At 64.5% G+C, this 22,621-nt stretch carries 20 protein-coding genes; 12 read left to right on the top strand and 8 right to left on the bottom strand.

What is annotated here, in order from left to right; translation table 11 throughout:
* Positions 1–82: 82 nt before the first annotated feature.
* Entirely contained in the window at positions 83–892 is an 810-nt protein-coding gene (locus GGQ64_RS20875; RefSeq protein ID WP_183807270.1) for a hypothetical protein, read from the top strand.
* A gap of 41 nt (positions 893–933) precedes the next feature.
* On the opposite strand, the gene GGQ64_RS20870 is transcribed toward GGQ64_RS20875, so the two are convergent.
* Positions 934–2,487, bottom strand: a complete 1,554-nt coding sequence (locus GGQ64_RS20870; protein ID WP_183807269.1) for a calcium-binding protein — start codon at positions 2,485–2,487, stop codon at positions 934–936.
* Between the two features lie 528 nt (positions 2,488–3,015).
* Between GGQ64_RS20870 and GGQ64_RS20865 the strand changes: the two genes are divergently transcribed.
* Both GGQ64_RS20865 and GGQ64_RS20860 read left to right on the top strand, forming a co-directional pair.
* On the top strand, positions 3,016–3,948 hold the full coding sequence (locus GGQ64_RS20865; protein ID WP_183807268.1) for a ribose-phosphate pyrophosphokinase: 933 nt from the start codon (positions 3,016–3,018) through the stop codon (positions 3,946–3,948).
* A 310-nt stretch (positions 3,949–4,258) separates the two neighbouring features.
* The gene (locus tag GGQ64_RS20860; protein WP_183807267.1) at positions 4,259–7,540 is read left to right on the top strand and encodes an Ig-like domain-containing protein; all 3,282 of its coding nucleotides are present in this window, start codon (positions 4,259–4,261) and stop codon (positions 7,538–7,540) included.
* On the opposite strand, the gene GGQ64_RS20855 is transcribed toward GGQ64_RS20860, so the two are convergent.
* Positions 7,449–8,198 (bottom strand): sulfotransferase family protein, encoded by a 750-nt coding sequence (locus tag GGQ64_RS20855; protein WP_183807266.1) that lies wholly within the window; start codon positions 8,196–8,198, stop codon positions 7,449–7,451. The two genes, GGQ64_RS20860 and GGQ64_RS20855, sit on opposite strands and share 92 nt — an antisense overlap.
* Positions 8,199–8,301: 103 nt before the next feature.
* On the opposite strand from GGQ64_RS20855, the gene GGQ64_RS20850 reads away from it, so the two are divergent.
* The 6 genes from GGQ64_RS20850 (at position 8,302) to pth (ending at position 15,235) form a co-directional block, all read left to right on the top strand.
* Entirely contained in the window at positions 8,302–8,889 is a 588-nt protein-coding gene (locus GGQ64_RS20850) for a Kazal-type serine protease inhibitor domain-containing protein (protein ID WP_183807265.1), read from the top strand.
* 165 nt (positions 8,890–9,054) lie between these two features.
* Entirely contained in the window at positions 9,055–10,248 is a 1,194-nt protein-coding gene (locus tag GGQ64_RS20845; RefSeq protein WP_183807264.1) for a benzoate/H(+) symporter BenE family transporter, read from the top strand.
* A gap of 183 nt (positions 10,249–10,431) precedes the next feature.
* Complete coding sequence (locus tag GGQ64_RS20840) at positions 10,432–11,043, top strand: 50S ribosomal protein L25/general stress protein Ctc (protein WP_183807263.1); 612 nt, start codon at positions 10,432–10,434, stop codon at positions 11,041–11,043.
* Between the two features lie 184 nt (positions 11,044–11,227).
* Complete coding sequence (locus GGQ64_RS20835; RefSeq protein WP_183807262.1) at positions 11,228–13,630, top strand: putative bifunctional diguanylate cyclase/phosphodiesterase; 2,403 nt, start codon at positions 11,228–11,230, stop codon at positions 13,628–13,630.
* Positions 13,631–13,644: 14 nt separating this feature from the next.
* Positions 13,645–14,400, top strand: a complete 756-nt coding sequence (locus GGQ64_RS20830; protein WP_246422821.1) for a substrate-binding periplasmic protein — start codon at positions 13,645–13,647, stop codon at positions 14,398–14,400.
* A 118-nt stretch (positions 14,401–14,518) separates the two neighbouring features.
* Positions 14,519–15,235: an aminoacyl-tRNA hydrolase gene (pth, locus tag GGQ64_RS20825; RefSeq protein ID WP_183807261.1), complete on the top strand. Its 717-nt coding sequence runs from the start codon at positions 14,519–14,521 to the stop codon at positions 15,233–15,235.
* Between the two features lie 42 nt (positions 15,236–15,277).
* Here pth and clpS read toward each other — a convergent pair whose 3' ends face one another.
* Both clpS and GGQ64_RS20815 read right to left on the bottom strand, forming a co-directional pair.
* The gene (clpS, locus tag GGQ64_RS20820) at positions 15,278–15,589 is read right to left on the bottom strand and encodes an ATP-dependent Clp protease adapter ClpS (RefSeq protein WP_183807260.1); all 312 of its coding nucleotides are present in this window, start codon (positions 15,587–15,589) and stop codon (positions 15,278–15,280) included.
* 151 nt (positions 15,590–15,740) lie between these two features.
* Positions 15,741–16,127 carry a DUF983 domain-containing protein gene (locus GGQ64_RS20815; RefSeq protein ID WP_183807421.1) on the bottom strand — a complete coding sequence of 129 codons (387 nt, stop codon included), beginning with the start codon at positions 16,125–16,127 and terminating at the stop codon, positions 15,741–15,743.
* A gap of 287 nt (positions 16,128–16,414) precedes the next feature.
* Between GGQ64_RS20815 and ychF the strand changes: the two genes are divergently transcribed.
* Positions 16,415–17,518, top strand: coding sequence for a redox-regulated ATPase YchF (ychF, locus tag GGQ64_RS20810; protein WP_183807259.1), 1,104 nt, complete (start codon positions 16,415–16,417; stop codon positions 17,516–17,518).
* A gap of 57 nt (positions 17,519–17,575) precedes the next feature.
* Here ychF and GGQ64_RS20805 read toward each other — a convergent pair whose 3' ends face one another.
* Positions 17,576–18,676 (bottom strand): hypothetical protein, encoded by a 1,101-nt coding sequence (locus GGQ64_RS20805; protein ID WP_183807258.1) that lies wholly within the window; start codon positions 18,674–18,676, stop codon positions 17,576–17,578.
* Between the two features lie 110 nt (positions 18,677–18,786).
* Between GGQ64_RS20805 and GGQ64_RS20800 the strand changes: the two genes are divergently transcribed.
* Both GGQ64_RS20800 and GGQ64_RS20795 read left to right on the top strand, forming a co-directional pair.
* A complete protein-coding gene (locus GGQ64_RS20800; RefSeq protein ID WP_246422820.1) occupies positions 18,787–19,254 on the top strand; it encodes a MaoC family dehydratase in 468 nt (155 codons plus the stop codon).
* Positions 19,241–19,708: a MaoC family dehydratase gene (locus GGQ64_RS20795; RefSeq protein ID WP_183807256.1), complete on the top strand. Its 468-nt coding sequence runs from the start codon at positions 19,241–19,243 to the stop codon at positions 19,706–19,708. The genes GGQ64_RS20800 and GGQ64_RS20795 overlap by 14 nt, the downstream gene beginning before the upstream one ends.
* Before the next feature lie 53 nt (positions 19,709–19,761).
* Here the strand turns inward: GGQ64_RS20795 and GGQ64_RS20790 are convergent, their stop codons facing one another.
* The 3 genes from GGQ64_RS20790 to GGQ64_RS20780 form a co-directional block, all read right to left on the bottom strand.
* Positions 19,762–20,304 (bottom strand): adenine phosphoribosyltransferase, encoded by a 543-nt coding sequence (locus GGQ64_RS20790; protein ID WP_183807255.1) that lies wholly within the window; start codon positions 20,302–20,304, stop codon positions 19,762–19,764.
* 125 nt (positions 20,305–20,429) lie between these two features.
* Positions 20,430–21,305: a cytochrome c1 gene (locus GGQ64_RS20785; protein ID WP_183807254.1), complete on the bottom strand. Its 876-nt coding sequence runs from the start codon at positions 21,303–21,305 to the stop codon at positions 20,430–20,432.
* A 28-nt stretch (positions 21,306–21,333) separates the two neighbouring features.
* The gene (locus tag GGQ64_RS20780; protein ID WP_183807253.1) at positions 21,334–22,608 is read right to left on the bottom strand and encodes a cytochrome b; all 1,275 of its coding nucleotides are present in this window, start codon (positions 22,606–22,608) and stop codon (positions 21,334–21,336) included.
* Between the last annotated feature and the right edge of the window lie 13 nt (positions 22,609–22,621).

Raw genomic sequence — 22,621 nt, 5'->3', positions numbered from 1 at the left:
ACACGCAACGACGCCGCACCGCATAAATCCGTCCGTGGAATGGAGGGACGATGCGACTTTCCGGACGGCGGACGTGAAACGGATGCGTGAGCTGAAGCAACGGCTGGCCCTGATCGGTCTTCTTTTCCTGGGAGGCTGCAACAGCACGGATGCGCTGACGCCACCCATGGACGTGGGCGGTGCAGCGGCCCAGTCGCCGCCGGTGACGCAGCGCGACCTGGACCAGATGAGCGCCGACAGCCGCCCCGTCGGCAACGCGCAGGCGAGCGCTATGGGCGCGCCGCGGCAGCCGGCCCCTTCGGACAGCCTCGAATCGCAGGCCGCGGCCCTGTCGAACGGCAATGCCAACCCGGTTGCAAGCGGCGAAGGCGGCGCCGTCATCGACGACCCCTCGCCCGGCAACACCACGCCGGCGACCGGGGAGACGCCCCGCCAGCCCACGGCACCCCAGGCGCAGCAATCCGCAGCATCAACTCAGCAGCCCGCCGCCCCGCAGACGCAGACGGCGGCAGTGAACCCCGCTTCCGGTGAAAGCATCCGCTTCCTGCCGATCATCGGTGCGCCGGTGGAAGCAGTGACGCCGCTCTCGCGCCAGCTCGGCGCGCAGGCGCGGGCGCAGGGCCTGACGATCAAGAGTTCCTCCGACAACACCAGCCGCCATATCCTGAAGGGCTATTTCTCGGCCATGGCGGACGGCGGCAGGACCACCGTCACCTATGTCTGGGACGTGCTCGACAGCTCCGGCGCCCGCCTGCACCGCATCCAGGGCCAGGACAGCGTCGAGGCGACGGCGAAGGATCCCTGGGCGGCCGTTCCCGCAGGCACGATGGAAGCGATCGCCAGCCGCACGATCCAGGAATACATGTCCTGGAAACAGCAGAACGGCGGCTGAGGCGGCGCGAGAGATCGGGCCCCGCCTCGCCGGCACGGACGTCAGGCGAACAGGAAGTCGTCGGCAGCCAGGTTCGCCACGCCGGCAACCGTGATGTCGTTGTCAGCGTCGAAGCGGATGACGCTGTCGCTGCCCACCAGATCGATGTCGAGATCGGCGAAGGCATGGATCCCGCTTCCAGCATAACCCTTGAGGTCGATCCTGTCGGCACCCTTTTCGAACGCGACCGTGTCGTGGCCGTTGTGCGGAGCGAACACGAAGCGGTCGGCGTCCGCGCCGCCGATCATGTGATCGTTGCCGACGCCGCTGGTCAACGTGTCCCTGCCGATCCCTCCGTCAAGTTCGTTGTCCGTCCCGCCGATCACGGTGAGCTTGTCGTTGCCCGAGCCGCCCTTCAGGATGCTCGCCCCGACCGACCCGGCAGCGACGGTTGCAATGAGCGTGTCGTCACGGGCGCCGCCGTCGAGTCGGTTCTGCGCGAGCGAGCTCGCGTTCTCCGGCGCATTGTCGAGAGCGACTTCGAGATACGCCTCGAGGCGATCGTTGCCGTCTCCGCCCTTCAGCACGTTGGCAATGTCGAACAGGCCGGTGCCGCCGCGCGCATGCACGGTCAGTTGTGCCTCCAGCGTGTCCCAGCCGTCACCGCCGTCGAGATGCTGCAAGGCCGCAGCCGTACTTCCCACCGAAGCCGAGATCATCTCGGCCTTCAGGTCGTCGCCTCCGCTGCCGCCGTAGAGGCGGCTGGTGATGTCGATGAACCAGTTGCCGTTGTCTTCGTGCCGGACGTCCAGGGTGTCGTTGCCGCTGCCGCCCCAGAGCTCGTTGATGCCGACCGGCGACGACGAGTTCGAGTTGGTGTAGCCGAAGGCGCGCAGAATGTCGTTGCCCGCATCGCCACTGAGCGAATTGCGCACCAGCTCGGTTCCGTTCGCGCGGCCTCTCGCCGAAGCGTCCAGGATATCGTCGCCGGAGCCTCCCCTCAGCACGTTGATGGCCGTCGCTGACATTGCGTCGTGCTCGGTCTCCGCCTGGGCGGTGATCCGGTCCTTGCCGCTGCCGCCGTCCACGTCGTTCCTGACAAAATTGTCCCTTATCGCGCCGCGCGCGTCGGCCAGGACATCGATCGTGTCGTTGCCCGTCCCGCCGAAAACCTTGTTCTTCAAGGTGACGTTGCCGAAAATCCAGGGGGTGACATTGGCCACGGCCTTGATCGTGTCGGCATCGTTGCCGCCGGAGAGAAGGTTCTCCGCGCTGAACTGCTGGCTGGAAATCGGCGGGCCATCGCTCTGCAGCGTGACCTTCGAATCCAGCCTGTCCCTGCCTTTGCCGCCATACTGAATGGCGAGCCCCTCGACGGGATCACTGGACGACGCCAGCACCAGGACGTCCGTGCTGAGCCAGTCATGGCCCTTGCCGCCGACAAGCCCCGTGCGATTGTAGGTCGTGTTCAGTTCGTCGTTGCCGTCCATCCCGAAGACGGCATCCCGCTCCGCTGCCGCGGCCAGGACGTCGGCGTATCGCGTGCCGACGATCGTGCTGTTGATGGGATTGATGCGTGCGAGCCACTTGAACGCGGCCAAATTTACATTAGCCATCTTCGCCTCCCGCCATCCGGCAAGTACTTTCAAGGAATTTCCACGGCCATGCACTGACGTTGCTTAAATCAGCAAACAACTCAGGAGTGTTTTCAGGATGGACCATGGTGTTCTGGGATATGCCGTTTGTCCACGTAGACAAATTCATGCAGTCGGCTTCCGAAGTGTTCCCCCGAAAGACTTAACCTTGGACCTTGCGGGTCATCGTGGAGCAGGCACCGCGCTTCGAATCCACCACCATGCGGTACCAGAATGGGTAAAAACCGTCCTTCGCTGCTCCGGATGCGGGACAGGCCCGGCCATCGACGGTCCCTCCACCGTCACGCGCAATATGCACGGACAGACCCGCAAGAGCCGCCATTTGCATGCACGTCTGGCTCAGCACAGGCACGGTCAGGACCACCCTCGCGGGCACTAGGTGAGGGAAAGAGCGGAAAACCCTTAGGCACGGGACTTGCATTCACGCTGGGGAACGCTAAAAGGCAGCCCATCGGCATTCTCGTAGGCCATCAGACAGGCGGACCATAGATGAAGGTTTTCGCGGGCAACTCGAACCGGCTGCTGGCCGAAGCGATCTGCAACTATCTCAATGTTCCCCTAGGCCGCGCAAGCGTGCGTCGTTTTGCAGACCAGGAGATTTTCGTCGAAGTTCAGGAGAACGTACGCGGCGAGGACGTCTTCCTCGTCCAGTCGACCTCGTTCCCGACGAACGACCACCTGATGGAACTGCTGATCATGATCGACGCGATGCGGCGATCGTCGGCCCGCCGCATCACCGCCGTGATCCCCTATTTCGGCTATGCCCGCCAGGACCGGAAGCCCGGTCCGCGCACGCCGATCTCCGCCAAGCTCGTCGCCAACCTGATCACCGAAGCCGGCGCCGACCGCGTCTTGACCCTCGATCTGCACGCCGGCCAGATCCAGGGCTTCTTCGACATTCCGACGGACAACCTCTACGCCATCCCGATCCTGGCGCGCGACGTGAAGGAAAACTACGACCTGAAGAACGTGATGGTCGTCTCTCCCGACGTCGGCGGCGTGGTGCGCGCCCGTGCGCTGGCCAAGCGGCTGGACTGTCTGCTCGCCATCGTCGACAAGCGCCGCGACCGGCCGGGCGAATCCGAAGTCATGAACGTCATCGGTGAGGTGGCGGGGAAGGACTGCCTCCTGATCGACGACATCGTCGATTCCGGCGGAACGCTCTGCAACGCCGCCGAAGCCCTGCTGAAGAACGGCGCCACCAGCGTCACCGCCTACATAACCCATGGCGTGCTCTCCGGCGGTGCCGTAGCCCGCGTCACCTCGTCGAAGTTGAAGGAACTGGTGATCACCGACTCGATCCAGCCGACGACGGCGGTCCAGTCGGCACACAACATCCGCGTGATCACCACCGCCGGCCTGCTCGGCGAAGCGATCAACCGGACGGCCGCCGAAGAATCCGTATCCAGCCTGTTCGATTGACGCCGACCGGCACCCGGGCCGGTCCTCTCAGCACATCCCGCCCGCCCTTGCCAGTGCGCGCTCTGCACCGCGCGAGCGGCGAACGACTGCTGCCGGTCGCCGAAACGAATCGGCCAAAGTAACCATTTTACAACTTGCAAGCCGAAAAATGCGCGCAACGATTGCGCAACGTTGAATTGTATTCTAGCTTGGCGACCGGGGACAAGAGTAGCAACGCCATCAGTGAGGCGAACGGACCGACGCGCGTGCCAGCAGGCTAGCGCGAGGGCTTTCGCGTGGCGGGAGCTCGCCCCTAACAGGGGTTTGAGCCATGAGCCATGCAACCGGAACGATGGTGCTCCTCGATCAATCGGTGCCGCCGAGGCGGGCGGTGACGGTCGGTGACGGCCATGGGCGCTATATCATTGCCCATCCGGACGACGGCACGGCCATCGCAATTCACGGATTCACGGTCGACGGACAAGCGCAGACCTTCACGCTCGAAGGCAATATCGGCGCCGTGCAGCTCTGGCTGGTTCCGCGCTCCGGCGACCCGGAGGCGGGTTTCATTCTCCTCTGGCATGGCATGAGCAGCCCTACCCTGTACCGGCAATTTCTCGATGCGAACGGCGAACCGGTCGGCGGGGAACCCGAGATCCTCGCCTCGGAAGAGTGGACCTACATCAACGGCGCGGTCGTCGGAACTGTCTCGGACGGCAGAAGCATCGTGGCATGGGTGGACTGGCGGGGCGTCAACGTGCAGGCCTACGATGCACAGGGCGCGCCGTCCGGCGAGCGGACGATCTATCCCGACTATTTCTACGAACCCTGCTTCGTCCCGGACGAGGAAGGCGGCTTCAGCATTGTCGGGATCCAGTATGGCGCCTACAGCAACGCGATCCTCGGCCTGCGTTTCGATGCCGAGCTTCAATATCAGGAACTGAAGACGATCGCCGTGACCCCTGAACCGCCGGCGATCGCGACGTTGCCAGACGGCGGATTGATCGCCGGCTGGATCTCCGACGGCAGCCTCGGCATCGTTTTCATCGATGCGTTGGCGCTGGAAGAGACCAACGCCGTGTCGTTCGACCTGTCGTCACCATCGGCATACGGTTCGCTGGCACTGGCGCAGATGACCGATGGAGACATTGTCGCGACATGGATGCAGCCTGGCGCAGACGGGGAGCCGCCGGCGCTGGTGGGCCTGCGCATCAATGCCGACGGAAGCCTCGACGGAGGGGTGTTCGAGATCGATGGCCGACCGGGTATAGCCCCGAACCAGCCCGCCACCATCACCGCGGTCGCCGGCGGGGATTTCTTCATCACCGTCACTGTGAAGGAGGGTGGCATCACCGCGGTCCACCACATTGAGGTGAACTATGTAAGCGACGCGCCGGAGGGCGTGGATCGGACCGTGGCGCTCACCGAGGATGGCACCTATCGATTTGACCGCGACGACTTTGAGCTTCGGGACGCCAACCATGACCGCCTCACGGCCATCGAGATCACAAGCCTCCCGGATCGCGGGACACTCAGCCTCGGGGATGAGGCTGTCACCGCCGGCATGCGCATCAGCGTCGAGGATCTCGCCCGCCTCGTCTACCGGCCCGACCCTGACGGCTACGGAACGTCCCATGCCGCCATGGGCTTTCGCGTCGTCGATAGCGGCGCCAGTGGCGCGGACGGATCGCGCAACGTGGCCGTCCTGCCGAACACGATCACCTTCGACGTCGCCCCCACGGCCGATGCGCCATCGGGCAGCAACCGGGCCATCTCGATCCTCGAGGACGGCTCGCACATCTTCCGGTCTGCCGATTTCGGTTTTCACGATGCCGACGGCGACGCGTTCTCGATGCTCCAGGTGACGAGCCTACCGGCCGGCGCGCTCCTGCTTGACGGGAAAAAGGTCGCCGCAGGCCAGCGGATCGATGCCGAGCAGTTGTCCAGCCTCGTCTACAGTCCCCCGGCCAACGCCGGCGGTTTGACGAGCTTCACGTTTCAGGTAATCGATGACGGCGGCGGGATCGATGCGACGCCGAAGACGTTGCGCTTCGACATCCTCGCCGTGAACGACGCGCCGTCCGGCACGAACAGGACCATCGCCCTGCTGGAGGACGGTCGCCACGCCTTCAAGGCAGCAGATTTCGGCTTCTCGGACAAGGCGGACGGTCATGCCCTGCACTCGGTCCGGATCGCCGGCCTGCCGTCTTCCGGCACGCTGACGCTCGACGGCAAGGCGGTGAAGGCCGGGCAGACGGTTGCCGCGGCAGACATCGCAAAGCTCGCCTACACGCCGCTTGCCAACATGAGCGGCACGGCGTCCCTCACCTTCCAGGTCGTCGACAACGGCGGCACCGCAAACGGCGGCAAGAACATCGACCCGACACCGAACCTGCTCAGCTTTCGGATCACGCCGGTGAACGACGCGCCGTCCGGCACCGACAGGACCGTCGCCCTGCGGGAGGACGGCCGCCACGCCTTCAAGGCAGCCGACTTCGGTTTCTCGGACAAGTCGGACGGCCACGCACTGCAGGCGGTCAAGTTTGCCAGCCTGCCGGCAACCGGTACGTTGACGCTGAGCGGCAAGGCGGTGAAGGCCGGGCAGACGGTTGCCGCGGCAGACATCGCAAAGCTCGCCTACGCGCCGCCCGCCAACGCCACCAGCACGGCGTCCTTTACCTTCCAGGTCATCGACAACGGCGGCACCGCGAACGGCGGCAAAAACATCGATCCGACGCCGAACAGGCTCCGCTTCGACATCGCCGAGGTCAACGATGCCCCTTCGGGCGCCAGCAAGACGATCAGGATCGTCGAGGACAAGCGCTACAGCTTCAAGGTCGGCGATTTCGGCTTTTCCGACAAGGTCGACGGCGACGCGTTCCATGCCGTCAAAATCGCATCCCTTCCCGTCGCCGGCACGCTTACCCTTGCCGGCAAAGCGGTCAAGGCCGGGCAGGTGGTCGATGTGTCGGACATCGGCAAGCTTGCGTTCACGCCCCGGGCCAATGAATTCGGCAAGGGTTTCGCTTCCCTGAAATTTCAGGTTCTGGATGACGGCAAGACGGCAAACGGCGGCAAGAACATCGACCCCAGCCCCAACACCATCACCTTCGATGCATGCCACCGACATGTTCCGGGGCACGGGCAAGGCCGACACGTTGAAGGGAACGAAGGGTCACGACATCCTCGACGGCCGCGCCGGCACGGACACGTTGTCAGGAGCCGCCGGTCCCGACACCTTCATCTTCAAGAGCGGCTACGGCCGGGACACGATCCGGGATTTCGACCCTTCCGGCAACGACCAGGACAGGCTCGATATCTCCGGCCTGAGATCCGTCACCGGCTTTACGGACCTCAAGCAGAACCACATGCGCGCCCATGGGCCGGACGTGTGGATCGACGGCGGCCACGGCGACGTTCTCATCCTCAAGGGCGTGAAGATCGCCGACCTGACCAAGTCGGACTTCCTGTTCTGAAACGACGATCGGCCTGCCTCGCGGCCGCACGGCCAGCGGGGTTTGTCACTCGGGAGAACGACGGCGGGGAGACGAGCGGCCGAACTTGGCCGACCACGTATCGAGCCATTTCTGCGCAGCCGGAAAGCGGCCGCTGACGGCTAGCGCCCTGACATCCGGGCGAACGCGCGCCCAATAGGACCGCTCCTGCTCCTCGGTCAGGACGCGCCCGGCAGTCCGGCGTGAATTGTGGACCCGGACGTCCGCAGGATCCTCGAGACCCAGGCCGACGAACTCCTGCACCTTGCGCGCCGTGCCCACGGGGTCCTGGCAAAGATCGTCGAAATCGAGCAGCAGCAGCGAATCCGAAAGCCCCGCGGCATCGAACCGCTGGATGTGGCTCCAGTATCGGGACGTGTTACTGTAGACTCGCAGCGCTCTCGGTTCCGGCAGGGTCCGCCCCCTGCTCACATTGTGGGACATTTGGGAATCGATGCGGTCGATCGGGTCGCGCAGGATATAGACGAGCTTCTTCTGCTTCTTCAGGGCCGCAATGCGCTCCGCGCAACCGTTTTCGAGATAGTTCTTCGAGTAACTCGGCGAAGCCTCGAGCGTCCACGTCCCTTCGGGCGGTCCCTTCCTGAAGTAGCGATCGTAGCTCCGCCCGCGGTCTTGAAGGAAATAGTCGAGTTCCTTCATGCTCTTGTAACCGTTCACATGCGACATCGTGATCTGCGAATGCTGTGAAAGGAGATTATGGAGCGTCGTGGTGCCGGCCTTCATGGCACCTATGATGATGATATGACCTACATGCATCGCAAAACCGTCTTGAATGCCTCTTGCCGCTGCCGGTAACATGGGAGGGCATCGGCGTCGAGTATATTATTAGCCGGCACTTTGGGACTTTGGGAGGTCGCGCATGCCCGACAATGCAGGTTTCATCACCAGGTACGCGCGTCGTCTTTGCATCTCCTTAAGCCTTCTTCCGCTCCTCGCCGCCTGCACGGTCGAGACATCTCCCGGCCATGGCGGCGGACCGTCGCCGCGGCCGCCGGCCGCTTGCACCATGGAGTATGCACCGGTCTGCGGTGAGCGGGGCGCGCGCCGCCAGACCTTCCCCAATGCCTGCGAGGCCCGCAGCCGCGGCTTCGATATCGCCCATCGCGGGCAATGCCGCAGTGAACCCGACGTCCGCGCCTGCACGCGCGAATACGCCCCGGTCTGCGGCGAACGCGGCGGACGCCGGCAGACCTTCTCCAACGCCTGCGAGGCGCGAAGCGACGGCTTCCGCATCGTCGCCCGCGGCGAATGCCGTCGGCAGCCGCCTCCCCGTCCCGATCGTCCCGGCAGACCCGAGCGCCCCGATCGCGAACCGGAGCGCATGTGCACGATGGAATATGCTCCCGTCTGCGCCGAACGGGACGGCAGGATGCGCACGTTCCCGAACGCCTGCTCGGCCGGCAACGACGGCTTTCGCGTCGTGCGCCCTGGAGAATGCCGCCGCTGACCATCCTGCGCTACCCCTTGCGTGGCACGATGGGCGGCGCGCGGGCGTAATCCATCTCCCGCCGGCGCGGCAAAGCAAGCATGGGCGTCGAGCCGGCGGGCCATTCGCATCCTCCGCAAGTTGTGCTAACGAACGTCCATCCGCCAACCCTCGTCATAGTTCCACATGCTCCGCGACTTCTCCCTACAAGCGCTCTTCATGGGCCTGCTCACCGCCTTTGTCGGTTTTGCCAGCTCCTTTGCCGTGGTGCTGCACGGCCTGACCGGCGTGGGCGCCAGCGAAGCGCAGGCGGCCTCGGGGCTGATGGCCCTGTCCGTATCGATGGGACTGTGCGCAATCGTGCTCAGCGCATGGACGCGGCTTCCGGTTTCGATCGCCTGGTCGACGCCCGGTGCTGCGCTGCTCGCAAGTTCCGGCACCGTCGAAGGCGGCTTCGGCGCAGCCGTTGGCGGGTTTTTGATCTGTGCTGCGCTGATCGTGCTCGCCGGGCTCTGGAAGCCGCTGGGGCGCATGGTCGCCGCCATTCCCGCCACGCTGGCAAACGCCATGCTTGCCGGCGTGCTGATCGGTCTCTGCTTCGCCCCGGTCAAGGCGATCGCCTTCGACCCGGTACTGGGCCTCGCAATCGTCGGCGCCTGGGGGATCGTCGGCGCCATCAACCGGCTCTTTGCCGTTCCGGCAGCACTCTGCGCCTTCGCGCTGGTGCTTGCCTTCGGCATCGACATCCCGCAAGGCGCGCTTTCGGCTATCGCCGGCCAATTCCTGCCGCCGCTGGAGATCGTCGAACCGGTCTTCAATCTCGCCGGCGTCGTCAGCATCGCCCTGCCGCTGTTCATCGTCACGATGGCCTCGCAGAACATTCCCGGCATCGCGGTCCTCAAGGTGAACTACTACGAGCCGAACCCCGGACCGCTGTTTGCCACGACCGGCCTGTTCTCGCTGCTCAGCGCGCCGTTCGGCGGTCACGCGGTCAATCTCGCCGCCATCACGGCTGCGATGTGCGCCGGCGAGGATGCCCATCCGGATCCGCGCCGCCGCTACTGGGCGGCGATCGTCGCTGGCGTGGTCTACGTGATCTTCGGCCTCCTGGCAGGTGCCGTCACCGCCTTCGTCACCCTGGCCCCACCGGTCCTCATCCAGGCAGTCGCGGGCCTAGCCCTGATCAGCGCCTTCGCCGGGTCCGCCATGAACGCCTTCAGGGAAACGGACACGCGTGAAGCGGCGGCGCTGACCTTCCTGACCACGGCCTCGGGGGTCAGTTTCGGCGGCATCTCCGGCGCCTTCTGGGGGCTCGTCGCCGGCGGCCTGATGATGGGCCTCGGCCGCCTCGCCGCCAAGCGCCGGTCCAGGAAGGCCTGAGTTTCCGGATATTCCGGCCCGCTCTTGCATTTTTGGGCGTTCTCGGCTATGCGACCGGCGTCCGCGCAGACACCCTTGGAGGCAAACGCGGATGAGGCTTTCACGAAATCCTCAAGTTTCGGACGGTCGCGGCCTGTGCCACGCCCGGCGAAGCTCTCCAGTAACACTTGAAAGGTCCATGCTATGAGCCACGCATCCTACGAGCTCAAGGCCGAGACGCGCGAACGGGTTGGTAAGGGGTCCTCCCGCGAACTTCGCCGCAACGGTCTTATCCCGGCTGTCATCTATGGTGACAAGAAGGCCCCCATTTCGATCGCCCTGTCGACCAAGGACGTCACCCAGCGCATCCACGCCGGCGGCTTCATGACGACGGTTGCCACGATCGACGTCAACGGCGAGAAGATCTCGGTCCTGCCGAAGGACTACCAGCTCGACCCGGTCCGCGACTTCACCCTGCACGTCGACTTCCTGCGCGTCTCCGCCGACAGCCGCGTCACCGTCCAGGTTCCGGTTCACTTCGTCAACGAAGAGAAGTCCCCCGGCATCAAGCAGGGCGGCATGCTGAACATCGTTCGCCACGAAGTCGAGCTGCACTGCCCGGCCAACGACATTCCGGAAGCCATCACCTTCGACCTTAATGGTTTGAAGATCGGCGACAGCATCCACATTTCGCACACCAAGCTGCCGAAGGGCATCAGCCCGGTCATCTCCGACCGCGACTTCACCGTCGCAACCATCGTCGGCACCGCTGCCGCGAAGGGAGAGGAAGCCGAAGCCGAAGCAAGCGAAGAATAAGCTTCTTCCAAGTCGGTTCGTTCGATCGAAACCCGCCTTCGGAAACGGAGGCGGGTTTTCTTGTGCCCGAAAGCGTTGACTTCAATAACATTTAAGAAATTCAAGAAATACTCACAGGCGGGTTTGAGACCAAACGAGAAAAAGACATGCTGGCGACTGGTGCCGGCACTGCAAGGGGGATGGCATGAAGATCCATTCTGTCGAAAGCCGCTTCGTCGCGATCGTCTTCGGCGCCTTCCTGCTTTTCGTCGCCCCGCTCTTTGCCCTCTTCCTCGCCCTCTCGTCCGAGCGCGTCACCCGCGAACGGCTGCACGACGCAGAGATCCTCCTCCAGGCGAACGTGCAGGCGCTGGGCAAGCCACTCTGGGACCTGGATGCGGACAGCACCGGGACGATCGTGGCCGCCTTGCAGGCCGGTGCCAACGTGATCTATGTCCGAGTCCGCGATACCTCCGGCACGATCGACATCCAGATGCCCCCGTCCCCGCCGGATCGGGACACGGTGCAGTCGACGGTCGTCTCCGACATCCTCTACGAGGCCCGCGAGGGTACGCGCAAGGTCGGAAGCGCCGAGATCTGGGTCGCCGAGGCCGGCCCGCTCTCGCGCTTCACCAGGGACGAGACCGCCGTATTCCTCATCTTTCTCTTCGCCGTGGGCACGCTCTTCGTCGCCGCGATCATCGGCAACCGCGTCACGATCATCCGGCCGCTGATGCGGCTGACGGCCGCCATCGAGGCGACCCGGCGTCTCGGCTCGCGCCACCAGGTCGACTGGACGTCGAACGACGAGATGGGATACCTCGCCCGCAACTTCAACGAAATGCAGAGCCGGCTGGAGCGCGAGGAAAACGAGCTGAAGCTGGCCCATGCCCGCACCACCGAGATCTACAACGGAACCCCCGCCATGCTGTTCACGATCGATGCGGACAACTGCATCGCCGCCGTCAGCGACTACTGGCTGGTCGCCACCGGCTACAGCCGCGAGGCCGTGATCGGCAGGGGGTTTACGGAATTCGTCGATGCCGCCGACCACCTGATCTACCGTGACCGCCACGAGAAGGGCATCAACGGCGAGGGAGCCTGCGAAGTGACTGTCCGCTTCCACCGGGCCGATGCATCGGTGATGGACGTGCTGGTCCTCGAGGCGGGCATGGAGGCAGGCAGCGGGCAGCGCGGGCCGACGCTTTCGGTGATGACCGACGTCTCCGGCCTGAAGGAGGCGGAAAACCGCAACCACCGACAGGCCATCACCGACCACCTGACCGGGCTTCTCAACCGCCAGGGCTTCGAATCGGTGCTGGGCGAACTCATCGCCAAGGCCGAGGAAGAGGAACAGCAGCTTGCCTGCCTGTTCCTGGATCTCGACCGGTTCAAGTGGATCAACGACAATCTCGGCCATGCCGTGGGCGACCAGGTCCTGTGCGAGGTCGCGGTCCGCCTGCGCAACCAGTTGCGCTTCAACGACATGATCGCCCGGCTGGGCGGAGACGAGTTCGCGATCCTGCTCATCTCGGCGGATGCCGTCCAGGTGGCGATGGACATCGGCGAGCGGCTGTGCGGCGCCCTCAAGGAACCGGTGGTGATCAACGGCAGCCGGCTCAACGTCAGCGCCAGCATCGGCGTCGCCGTCTACCCGGATCATGCCGCAAGCGCCGGCGATCTCCTGCAGAAGTCCGACATGGCGATGTATGCCCGCAAGCGCAACGGCAAGAACGGCACGCGGCTGTTCGACGACGAGATCGTCGACATCGCCCGCAAGCGCCTCGAGATCGAGCAGTGCATCGAGCAGGCGCTGCGCGAGGACTGGTTCGAGGCTTACCTGCAGCCGATCGTCGAACTCGGCACCGGCCGCATCGCCGGCTTCGAGGCGCTGATGCGCCTGCGTCATCCGGAAAAGGGCGTGCTCGTCCCCGACGAAATCGTCGGCGTGGCGGAAGAGAACGGGGCGATCGGCAAGGTCGGCGACGTGATCTTTGAAAAGGCGATCCGTGGCCTTTCGGCGGTTTCGCAGGTCAGCGGCATGGGAGATTGCTACCTCGCCGTCAACTTCTCGCCGCTGCAATTCGACGCCGCCCTGCCGAGCCGGCTCGCCGCCATCCTGCTCGAACACGGCGTCACCGCCTCGCGGATCGTCGTGGAGATCACCGAGGCCGTGCTGATGCTCGACAATCCCGCGGTTCGCCACGTGCTGGACGCGCTCGGCGAACTCGGTTGCCGGATCGCCCTCGACGACTTCGGGACCGGCTACTCCTCGCTCAGCTATCTCAACCGTTTCCCGGTCGACATCGTGAAGGTGGACCAGTCCTTCGTCCGATCCATCGGCACGCAGGAGGCGGAAATCACCCGCAAGAGCCGCACGCTGATCGAAGGCATCACGATGATCTCGCACCAGATGGGATGCATCGTCGTCGCCGAGGGCATCGAGACCGAGCACCAGTTGCAGATGCTGACCGAGATCGGTCTGGATTTCGGCCAGGGCTATCTCTTCAGCGAGCCGCTCCCCCTTTCCAGCCTGATGGCGAGGCTCCCGCACCTCGCCGCCCGACAGCCGAGTCATGAACGCACCGCCATGGCCGGACAGCTCTGAGAGGGTTTGCGAGAATGATGCCGACGAAGATCGTCCTTGCCGCCCTTGCCCTCCTGGCCGTGGGCGCAAGTCTCGTCCGCCCTGGCCTTGCCGCCGACATCACCTTCGTGACGGAGGAATATGCCCCCTTCAACTATTCCGAGGGCGGTAGCATCCGGGGCATCGCCGTAGAACAGGTCCGCAAGATTGCCGAAGCGGCCGGCGTCTCCTACCGCATGGAGATCATGCCCTGGGCGCGCGCCCTGATGCTGGCCGAACGGGAGGCCCGCCACTGCGTCTTCACCACCGGCCATACCCCCGATCGGCACGAAAAGTTCAGCTGGGTCGAGCCCCTGCTCCGCGACCAGATGGTCATGATCAAGCGCAAGGACAGCCCGATCGTCGCGACCACGCTCGAAGAGGCCCGCGCGTTCAGGGTCGGCTCGCAGCGCGGCGACATCGGCTACGATGTCCTGAAGCAACTGGGCTTCACCGACATCGACCTCGCCACCGACATGGCGATCACGCTCGGCAAGCTCAAGAGCGGCCGGATCGACCTGATGCCGACCTCCGTGAAGACCTACGACGCGCTGATCGCCGAAGGCGAACCGATCGAGCGGGCCATGCTCATGGAGGGGCAGGTCTACGGCATCGCCTGCAACAGGACCGTACCCCGGGAGACGATCGATGCCCTGCAGCGGGCGCTCGACGCCCTCGTCACCAGTGGCGACCAGGATGCGATCTTCGCCCGCTACGGCCTGCCTCCCAACACGCGCACGGCACAGCGATAGATCGGCCCGCGCCATGTGCGGGATCGCCGTGTCCTCAGAAATCGGTTGACATCGCCCGCAATTGGCGGTGGGACAGCGGCAGAGAGACGGTCTTTTCGACACTACGCGAGCGCGTCCCATGCTGATCATCGCAGGCCTTGGCAACCCTGGCCCCAAATATGCCGGCAACCGGCACAACATCGGCTTCATGGCCGTGGACGCCATTCACCGCAAGAACCCGTTCTCGCCGTGGTCCAGGAAGTTCAAGGGCGAGATCGCCGAGGGCGAGCTTGCCGGCGAGAAGGTGCTGCTCATCAAGCCGCAGACGTTCATGAATCTTTCCGGCGAAGCCGTCGGCGAGGCGATGCGCTTCTACAAGCTCGCCCCGAAGGACATCGTCGCGATCTATGACGAGCTCGACCTTGCGCCCGGCAAGGCGCGCATCAAGGCCGGCGGCGGCCACGGCGGCCACAACGGCGTGAAGTCGCTCGACGCCCATTGCGGCCGCGACTATCGCCGTCTGCGGCTCGGCATCGGCCATCCGGGCATCAAGGAGCTGGTGCACAACCATGTGCTCGGCGATTTCGCCAAGGCCGACCATGCCTGGCTCGATCCCCTTCTCCACGAACTGGCGATCAATGCCGACATGCTCGTGCGGGCCGAGGATTCGCAACTGATGAACAAGCTGGCGCTCGCCATAGGCGGCACGCCGGAGGAGAAGGGCGCTGCGCCCAGGAAACCGGCCGGCCAGTCCCACATCCGCCCGGCGCGCAACCACAACCAGCCCAAGGTTCTGCCGACATCAGGCCCGATGGCGGATATGCTGAAGAAACTGCTCGGCAACAAGGGCGAGTGAGCCCCCGGCGCGGCAGGCGGTCGCCCGAGCAACCTTGCCCGCCTACTCTTCCGGCTCGGTCCGGAACATCAGCGGAAAGCCGGCCTCCTTGGCGAGATCCGTCGCCTCGGTCGCCTTGGTCTCGGCGATGTCGCGGGCGCAGACCACGACCACGCAGGTCCCGAGCTTGTGCGCCGTCATCATCACCCGGTAGCCCGCCTCCTCGCCCATGCGGAAGACGGCGCGCAGCACGAGCGTGACGAACTCGCGCGGCGTGTAGTCGTCGTTGACGAGGATCACCTTGTAGAGCTTCGGACGCTCCAGCTTCGGCTTGGTGGCGGTCTTCGGCCTGACCGCCGTGTCCTTGCTGCTCATCGGAAGGGACGTCTCCTAAAGGATCGGGGCAGCCTTCGCGGCTATTGCCCCGCCATTGTGCAACGCCATCCGCGGCGTCGCAAGGGCAAGGGCGGATTCCGATCCGAAGAGAACCTTCCGGCAGCGCCGGTCGCACGCCGCAGCCGCGCCGTCACCCCTGCTGCTGGGTGCGGACGACCTTTCCTTCCTCGGCCTTGTAGAAATACTGGCTGGCCACCAGCCACCCCTTCAACGGCCTGAGCGGCGGGATGCAGGTGGCAAGGAGAAACGGTCCCGTCACGAAGAGCTGCGTCCAGAACGAAGCGCTGAAGGTGACCTCCAGCCAGACCGCGAGCAGGACGCTGGGCACGCAGGCGAAACAGATCACGAAGAAGGCCGGACCGTCGGCAGGATCGGCAAAGGAATAGTCGAGCCCGCAAGCCTCGCACTTCGGCTTCAGCGTCAGGAAGCCGTCGAACAGATGTCCCTGGCCGCAGCGCGGACAGCGTCCCCTGATGCCTGTCTCCATCGGCGGCAGTGGTGGATAGTCCTCGACCATGATGCGGATCCTTCCGAACGAGCCATTCAATATCGTCATTGAATGCAGTCATATCAATACAATCAGCACCAGGCGTTGTCGAGACGGCAGAGTGACGCAGCCGGTTCAGTCTTGATGCGCAGAGAAACGACCGATCCATGAACAATATTGACTGGATGATTGTATTGATGTCGTGCCATCGCGCGACGCGCCCCGTGCCCGTATTCGCGGTGCTGCGGACTTGACCTCCTCCGGCCCTTCCCCCATAGCGAGGGCAAGGATCCTTAAGACACGGACGGACCATTTCCATGGGTTTCAAATGCGGTATCGTCGGGCTGCCGAATGTCGGCAAGTCCACCCTCTTCAACGCGCTGACCAAGACGGCCGCCGCGCAGGCCGCCAACTATCCCTTCTGCACGATCGAGCCGAACACCGGCGAAGTCGCGGTCCCCGATCCGCGCATGCAGAAGCTCGCCGCCATCGCCGGGTCGAAGGAGATCATCCCGACCCGCATCTCCTTCGTCGACATCGCCGGCCTGGTGCGCGGTGCCTCCAAGGGTGAAGGCCTCGGCAACAAGTTCCTCGCCAACATCCGCGAAGTCGATGCCGTCGTGCACGTGCTGCGCTGCTTCGAGGATGACGACATCACCCATGTCGAAGGCCGCATCAACCCGGTCGGCGATGCCGACACGATCGAGACCGAACTGATGCTCGCGGACCTGGAAAGCCTGGAGCGCCGCGTCGAGCAGACGCGCAAGCGCGCCACCGGCAAGGACAAGGAAGCCACCGCGCAACTGCCGATCATGGAAGCCGTGGTGAAGCTCCTGAACGAAGGCAAGCCCGCCCGCCTTCTCCTGAAGACGCTGGCGCCGGAAGATATCGAAACCCTCAAGGGTCTCAACCTCCTGACCTCGCACCCCGTTCTCTACGTCTGCAACGTCGCCGAGGCCGACGCCTCGACCGGCAACGAACACACAGCAGCCGTCGCCGCCATGGCCAGGGAACAGGGCGCCGAATGCGTGATCATCTCGGCAGCGATCGAATCCGAAGTCGCCCAATTGCCGGAAGAGGAAGCCCAGGAATTTCTTTCCGCGCTCGGTCTCGAGGAGGCCGGCCTCGATCGCCTGATCCGTGCCGGTTACCACCTGCTCGACCTGATCACCTATTTCACCGTCGGCCCCAAGGAGACCCGTGCCTGGACAATCGTGCGCGGCACCAAGGCGCCCGCAGCAGCCGGCGTCATCCATACCGACTTCGAACGCGGCTTCATCCGCGCCTTCACCATTTCCTATGACGATTACCTTGCCTACAAGGGCGAAGTCGGCGCCAAGGAAGCCGGCAAGGGCCGCGACGAAGGCAAGGAATACATCGTCCAGGACGGCGACGTCATCCACTTCCGCTTCAACACCTGATTGCCGCACCCTGCACGCCGGCGCGAGCATCGCCGCGCCGGGTGCTTGCGCACGCGGTCAGTGGACCGCGTGCAGCCTCGAGGCGATGTCTTCCGGCATGAAGCCCATCACGAAGCGTCGCAGCGCCGGCCAGAAGATGCCCACGCCGAGCACGACGATGCCCACCGCCAGGATGGTCACATAGACATAGCTCGTCGCCTCGAAGGCATTCTGGCGAAGCAGCGTCCAGATCGCAACGCCGAGCGACAGCAGGCCCGACGTCACGAAGGCGCGCCGGTCGATCACGAGCCCCACGAGCATGAAGCCCGAGACGATGGCGATGACAACCGCCGCCTGGACGTAAGTCGCCTCCCCGCCCGGCCATTGCCCCGAAAAACGATCGAGAAAGACAAAGGCGAGCAGCGCATAAAGCAGGAAGGGGGCCGCGCCGAGATGCAGCCAGAAGGCGATATCGGAGCGGCGCGTCTGCCGCTGCGGGTCCGACAGGTCGTAGCGCATGGCCGCCGCGAACAGGCCGAGCACGGCCAGAAGGAAGACCAGCGCCGAAGCCAGGCTATGCTCGGCGACGAACTGATCGGTGCCGGCGATCCGGCCGAGCAGGACAAGGACCAGCAGGACCGCGAGCGCAAACGCCGAAATCAGCGTCAGGGCCAGCGAAAGCGGCACCCGATAGCGCCAGTAATAGAGGCCGAGCAGGACGGGATAGCTCGCCAGGAACGCGCATGCATAGGTGATGGCGTCCCAGCCCGCCGCGATCGGCCCGATCACAGTCCCGATCAGGTAGCCGGCCCCTTGCACGAAGGCGATCGTCAGCGCGACGGCCGGTAGCGCCAGCCGCTGCCGGCGCACCAGCACTTCGCTCAGCAGGATGACGGCCGGGAGAAGCGCCAGCACGCTCGCAAGCCCCGACAGGCCGACGAGCGCCACGACAATGCCGATGGTGATCAGCACGTCGTGGAAGCCGCGAACGAAGCGCGGCGCTTCCGTATCTGTAATGTCGCGCGGCGGGTCGGCTACCTCTTCGGACGCGGCCGCTGCCGCTGCGGGAACGTAGCTGCCGTGTGCCGCGAGGAAGGCTGCAAGCTCCGCGACCTGGCCGTCCCCGACAATGCCCTGCCTGGCCGCCTGCCTGAGCGTCTCTTCGAGTTCCGTCGTCACGTCTCTTCCGTCCCGATTCCAGCGCGATGCGCTCTTTGATTGCAAGACCGGTGGTATAGTTTTCTGCTATGCAATGCCAGCCGCATCTGTCCGCCAAAGGAGGTTCGCTCTTGCTCTGTTTCGAAGATTTTCCGGTCGGCCGGCGGTTCGATTTTCCGAGCCGGACGATGACAGCCGAAGAGATCGTGGCCTTTGCGACCGAGTTCGACCCGCAGCCAATGCATATCGACGAGGCGGCCGGCAAGGCTGGCGTGCTCGGCGGGCTCGCCGCCTCCGGCTGGCACACCAGCGCCGTCATGATGCGGATGCTGTGCGAGAGCTACATCGACAGAACCGCCGGCGAAGGCTCTCCCGGCGTCCAGAGCATGGAGTGGAAGCGGCCGGTCCTTGCCGGCGACACGCTCTCCGGCCATTGCCGCGTCACCGAGGCGCGCACATCACGCTCCCGACCCGAGATCGGCATCGTACGCTTCGTCGCGGAAGTCACCAACCAGCGCGGCGAGACGGTCGCTGTCTGTGACTACGCCAACATGATCCGCGTCAAGGCAGGGGAGGCATCCGCCGATGCGCATGGCTGAACTCTATCCGATCGAACAGAAAATCGTCCTCGGATCGCACCTCTTCACGGCAGACGATATCGTCCGCTATGCGCGCCAGTTCGATCCGCAGCCATTCCATGTCGATCCGGAAGCGGCCAGGCATTCGCTGTTCGGCGGCCTCTGCGCCTCGGGCTGGCATACCTGCGCGGCCTGGATGAAGACCTTCCTCGCCTTCTGGGCCGCAGAGTGCCTACGGCTGAGGAAAGAGGGCAAGGTTCCGCCCGAACTCGGCCCCTCGCCCGGCTTCCGCGACCTGCGCTGGTTCAGGCCGGTTTTCGCCGGCGACGTGATCACCTATTCCGCGACGCTGCTCGATTCGCGCGAGCAGGGGTCTCGCCCCGGCCGGCTGATCGACACAATCCTGTGCGAGGGCATCAACCAGAATGGCGAGCCGGTGATCCGCTTCGAAAGCAAGGTCATGGAATTCGCCTGAGCTTTTGAAGGCGCCTCGACCCCTCGCCGGGCGCCTCTCCCGGTAACGCGGGTTCAGTGGCCCTCGTAGGCCACCAGCGTGCGCACCTCGACGTCCAGTTCCTCCAGCTTCGCCCTTCCGCCGAGTTCCGGCAGGTCGATGACGAAGCAGGCGGCGACGATATCGGCTCCAAGCTGGCGCAGCAGCTTCACGGCGGCGACGGCCGTGCCCCCGGTCGCGATCAGGTCGTCGACCAGAATCACCTTTTCGCCGGGCCTGAGCGCGTCCTTGTGCACCTCCATCTCGTCGACGCCGTATTCCAGGCTGTAGGCGATGCGAACGGTCTCGCGCGGCAGCTTGCCCTTCTTGCGGATCGGGATGAAGCCGCTGGACAGCTGGTGCGCCATGGCGCCGCCGAGGATAAAGCCCCGCGCCTCGATCCCCACGACATGGGCGATCCCCGTGCCGGCATAGGGATGGACGAGCTCGTCGACCGCCCGCCGGAACGCCCGCGGGTTGCCCAGCAGCGTGGTGATGTCGCGGAACATGATGCCCGGCTTCGGATAATCCGGAATGTTGCGGATGGAAGCGATCAGTTCGTCCTGGAGCGTGGTCATGAGGGGGTTCCGTATGCAGATCGGGATAGAAAAGAAGGCCAACGGCCGTCCAATGCAAGGCCAAATTGTCGCGCAATAAAAAAGGCGGCCCGAGGCCGCCTTCTTAGATTACTCATAATAGCCGCTCAGTGTTCCTTGCTGGCGTAGACCGATTTCTTGGTCAGGTAGATCAGGCCGGTGAAGATCACCAGGAAAACCATGACCATGAAGCCCGTGCGCTTGCGCGCCTCGAGGTGCGGTTCGGCCGCCCACATCAGGAAGGCCGAGACGTCATGCGCATATTGGTCGACCGTCTGCGGCGAACCGTCGTCATAGGTGACCTGGTCGTCCGAGATCGGCATCGCCATGGCGAGTGCCGAAGCGTTGGCGAAGTATGGGTTGTAGTGCGTACCCTCGGCCACTTCGACGCCGGCCGGCGGATCCTGGTAGCCGGTCAGAAGCGAGTAGATGTAGTCCGGCCCGCCTTCCTGATACTGCGTGAAGATGTCGATGACGAACTGCGGGAAGCCGCGGGTGATGCCGCGCGCCTTGGCGATCAGCGAGAAGTCCGGCGGGGCCGCGCCGTTGTTGGCTGCCGCAGCCGCTTCATGGTTGGGGAATGGCGACGGGAAATAGTCGGTCGGGATCGCCCGGCGTGTGAACATCTCGCCATCCGGGTTGGGGCCGTCCTCCACCTCGTAGTTGGCCGCGAAGGCCTTCACCTGCTCCGGGGAATAACCGAGGTCGCCGAGCGTGCGAAAGGCGACGAGGTTCATCGAGTGACAGGCGGCACAGACCTCGGTGTAGACCTTCAGGCCGCGCTGGAGCTGGCCCCGGTCGTACGTGCCGAACGGGCCGGCGAACGACCACTCCTGCTCGCGCGGGTGGTTGATCGGGAAGTGCTGGGTCGCGTGCTCGGCTTCCGCACCGCCGGCAGCGTGCTCCTCCTGTGCGGTCGCAATCGAGACACCAAGGCCGGCAACGACTGCGAGCGACAGAATGCTTGCAACAAGCTTTTTCATTTTTTCGGTTCCTTTCGTCGCGTCGCGATCAGGCCTTGGCCAGCGTTGCGGTGGCGTTCTTCTTTTCCAGAACCGCTTCCGTGATGGAGTTCGGAATGCGCTTCGGGGTCTCGATCAGGCCGAGGACCGGCATGATGACGAGGAAGAAACCGAAGTAGTAGAGCGTGCCGAGCTGCGAAAGGACGATGTAGATGCCTTCTGCCGGCATGGCGCCGAGCCAGCCGAGCATGATGGCGTTGGCGACGAACAGCCAGAAGAACAGCTTGTACCAGGGACGGTACACGGCCGAGCGGACCTTCGAGGTGTCGAGCCAGGGCAGGAAGAACAGGATGATGATCGAACCGAACATCACCAGAACGCCGCCGAGCTTCGAGTCGATCGGGCCGACGTTGAAGGTGATGGCGCGCAGCATCGCGTAGAACGGCAGGTAGTACCATTCCGGAACGATGTGGGCGGGCGTCTTCAGCGGATCGGCCGGGATGTAGTTGTCCGGATGGCCGAGGTAGTTCGGCATGTAGAAGATGAACCAGGCGAAGACGATCAGGAAGATCGAGACGCCGAGCGCGTCCTTCAGCGTTGCATAGGGCGTGAACGCGACGGTGTCGGTCTTGGACTTCACCTCGACGCCGGTCGGGTTGGTCTGGCCGGTCACATGCAGCGCCCAGACGTGCAGGACGACGACGCCGGCGATCATGAACGGCAGCAGGTAGTGCAGCGAGAAGAAGCGGTTCAGCGTCGGCTGGTCGACGGCGAAGCCGCCAAGCAGGAACTGCTGGATCCACTCGCCAACCAGCGGGAAGGCCGAGAAGAAGCCGGTGATGACGGTCGCACCCCAGAAGGACATCTGCCCCCAGGGAAGCACATAGCCCATGAAGCCGGTCGCCATCATCAGCAGGTAGATGACGACGCCGAGGATCCACAGGATCTCGCGCGGCGCCTTGTAGGAGCCGTAGTAGAGGCCGCGGGCGATATGGAGATAGACGGCGATGAAGAAGAAGGATGCGCCGTTGGCATGCATGTAGCGCAGCAGCCAGCCGTGATTGACGTCGCGCATGATCTTTTCGACCGAATTGAAGGCGACCGCCGTGTCGGCGGCATAGTGCATGGCCAGCACGACGCCCGTCAGGATCTGCGCGATCAGCATGACCGAAAGCATGGCGCCAAACGTGTAGGCGTAGTTCAGGTTACGCGGAACGGGATAGGAGACGAAGCTGTCATGGATCATGCGCGGCAAAGGCAGGCGCGAATCGACCCATTTCTCGATGCCGGTGCTCGGCTGGTACGTGGAATGCTCAGCACTCATATTCGGTGTTCCC

The sequence above is a fragment of the Mycoplana azooxidifex genome, from assembly GCF_014196765.1.
Classification (GTDB): domain Bacteria; phylum Pseudomonadota; class Alphaproteobacteria; order Rhizobiales; family Rhizobiaceae; genus Mycoplana; species Mycoplana azooxidifex.
This window is presented reverse-complemented; position numbering and strand designations above follow the sequence as displayed.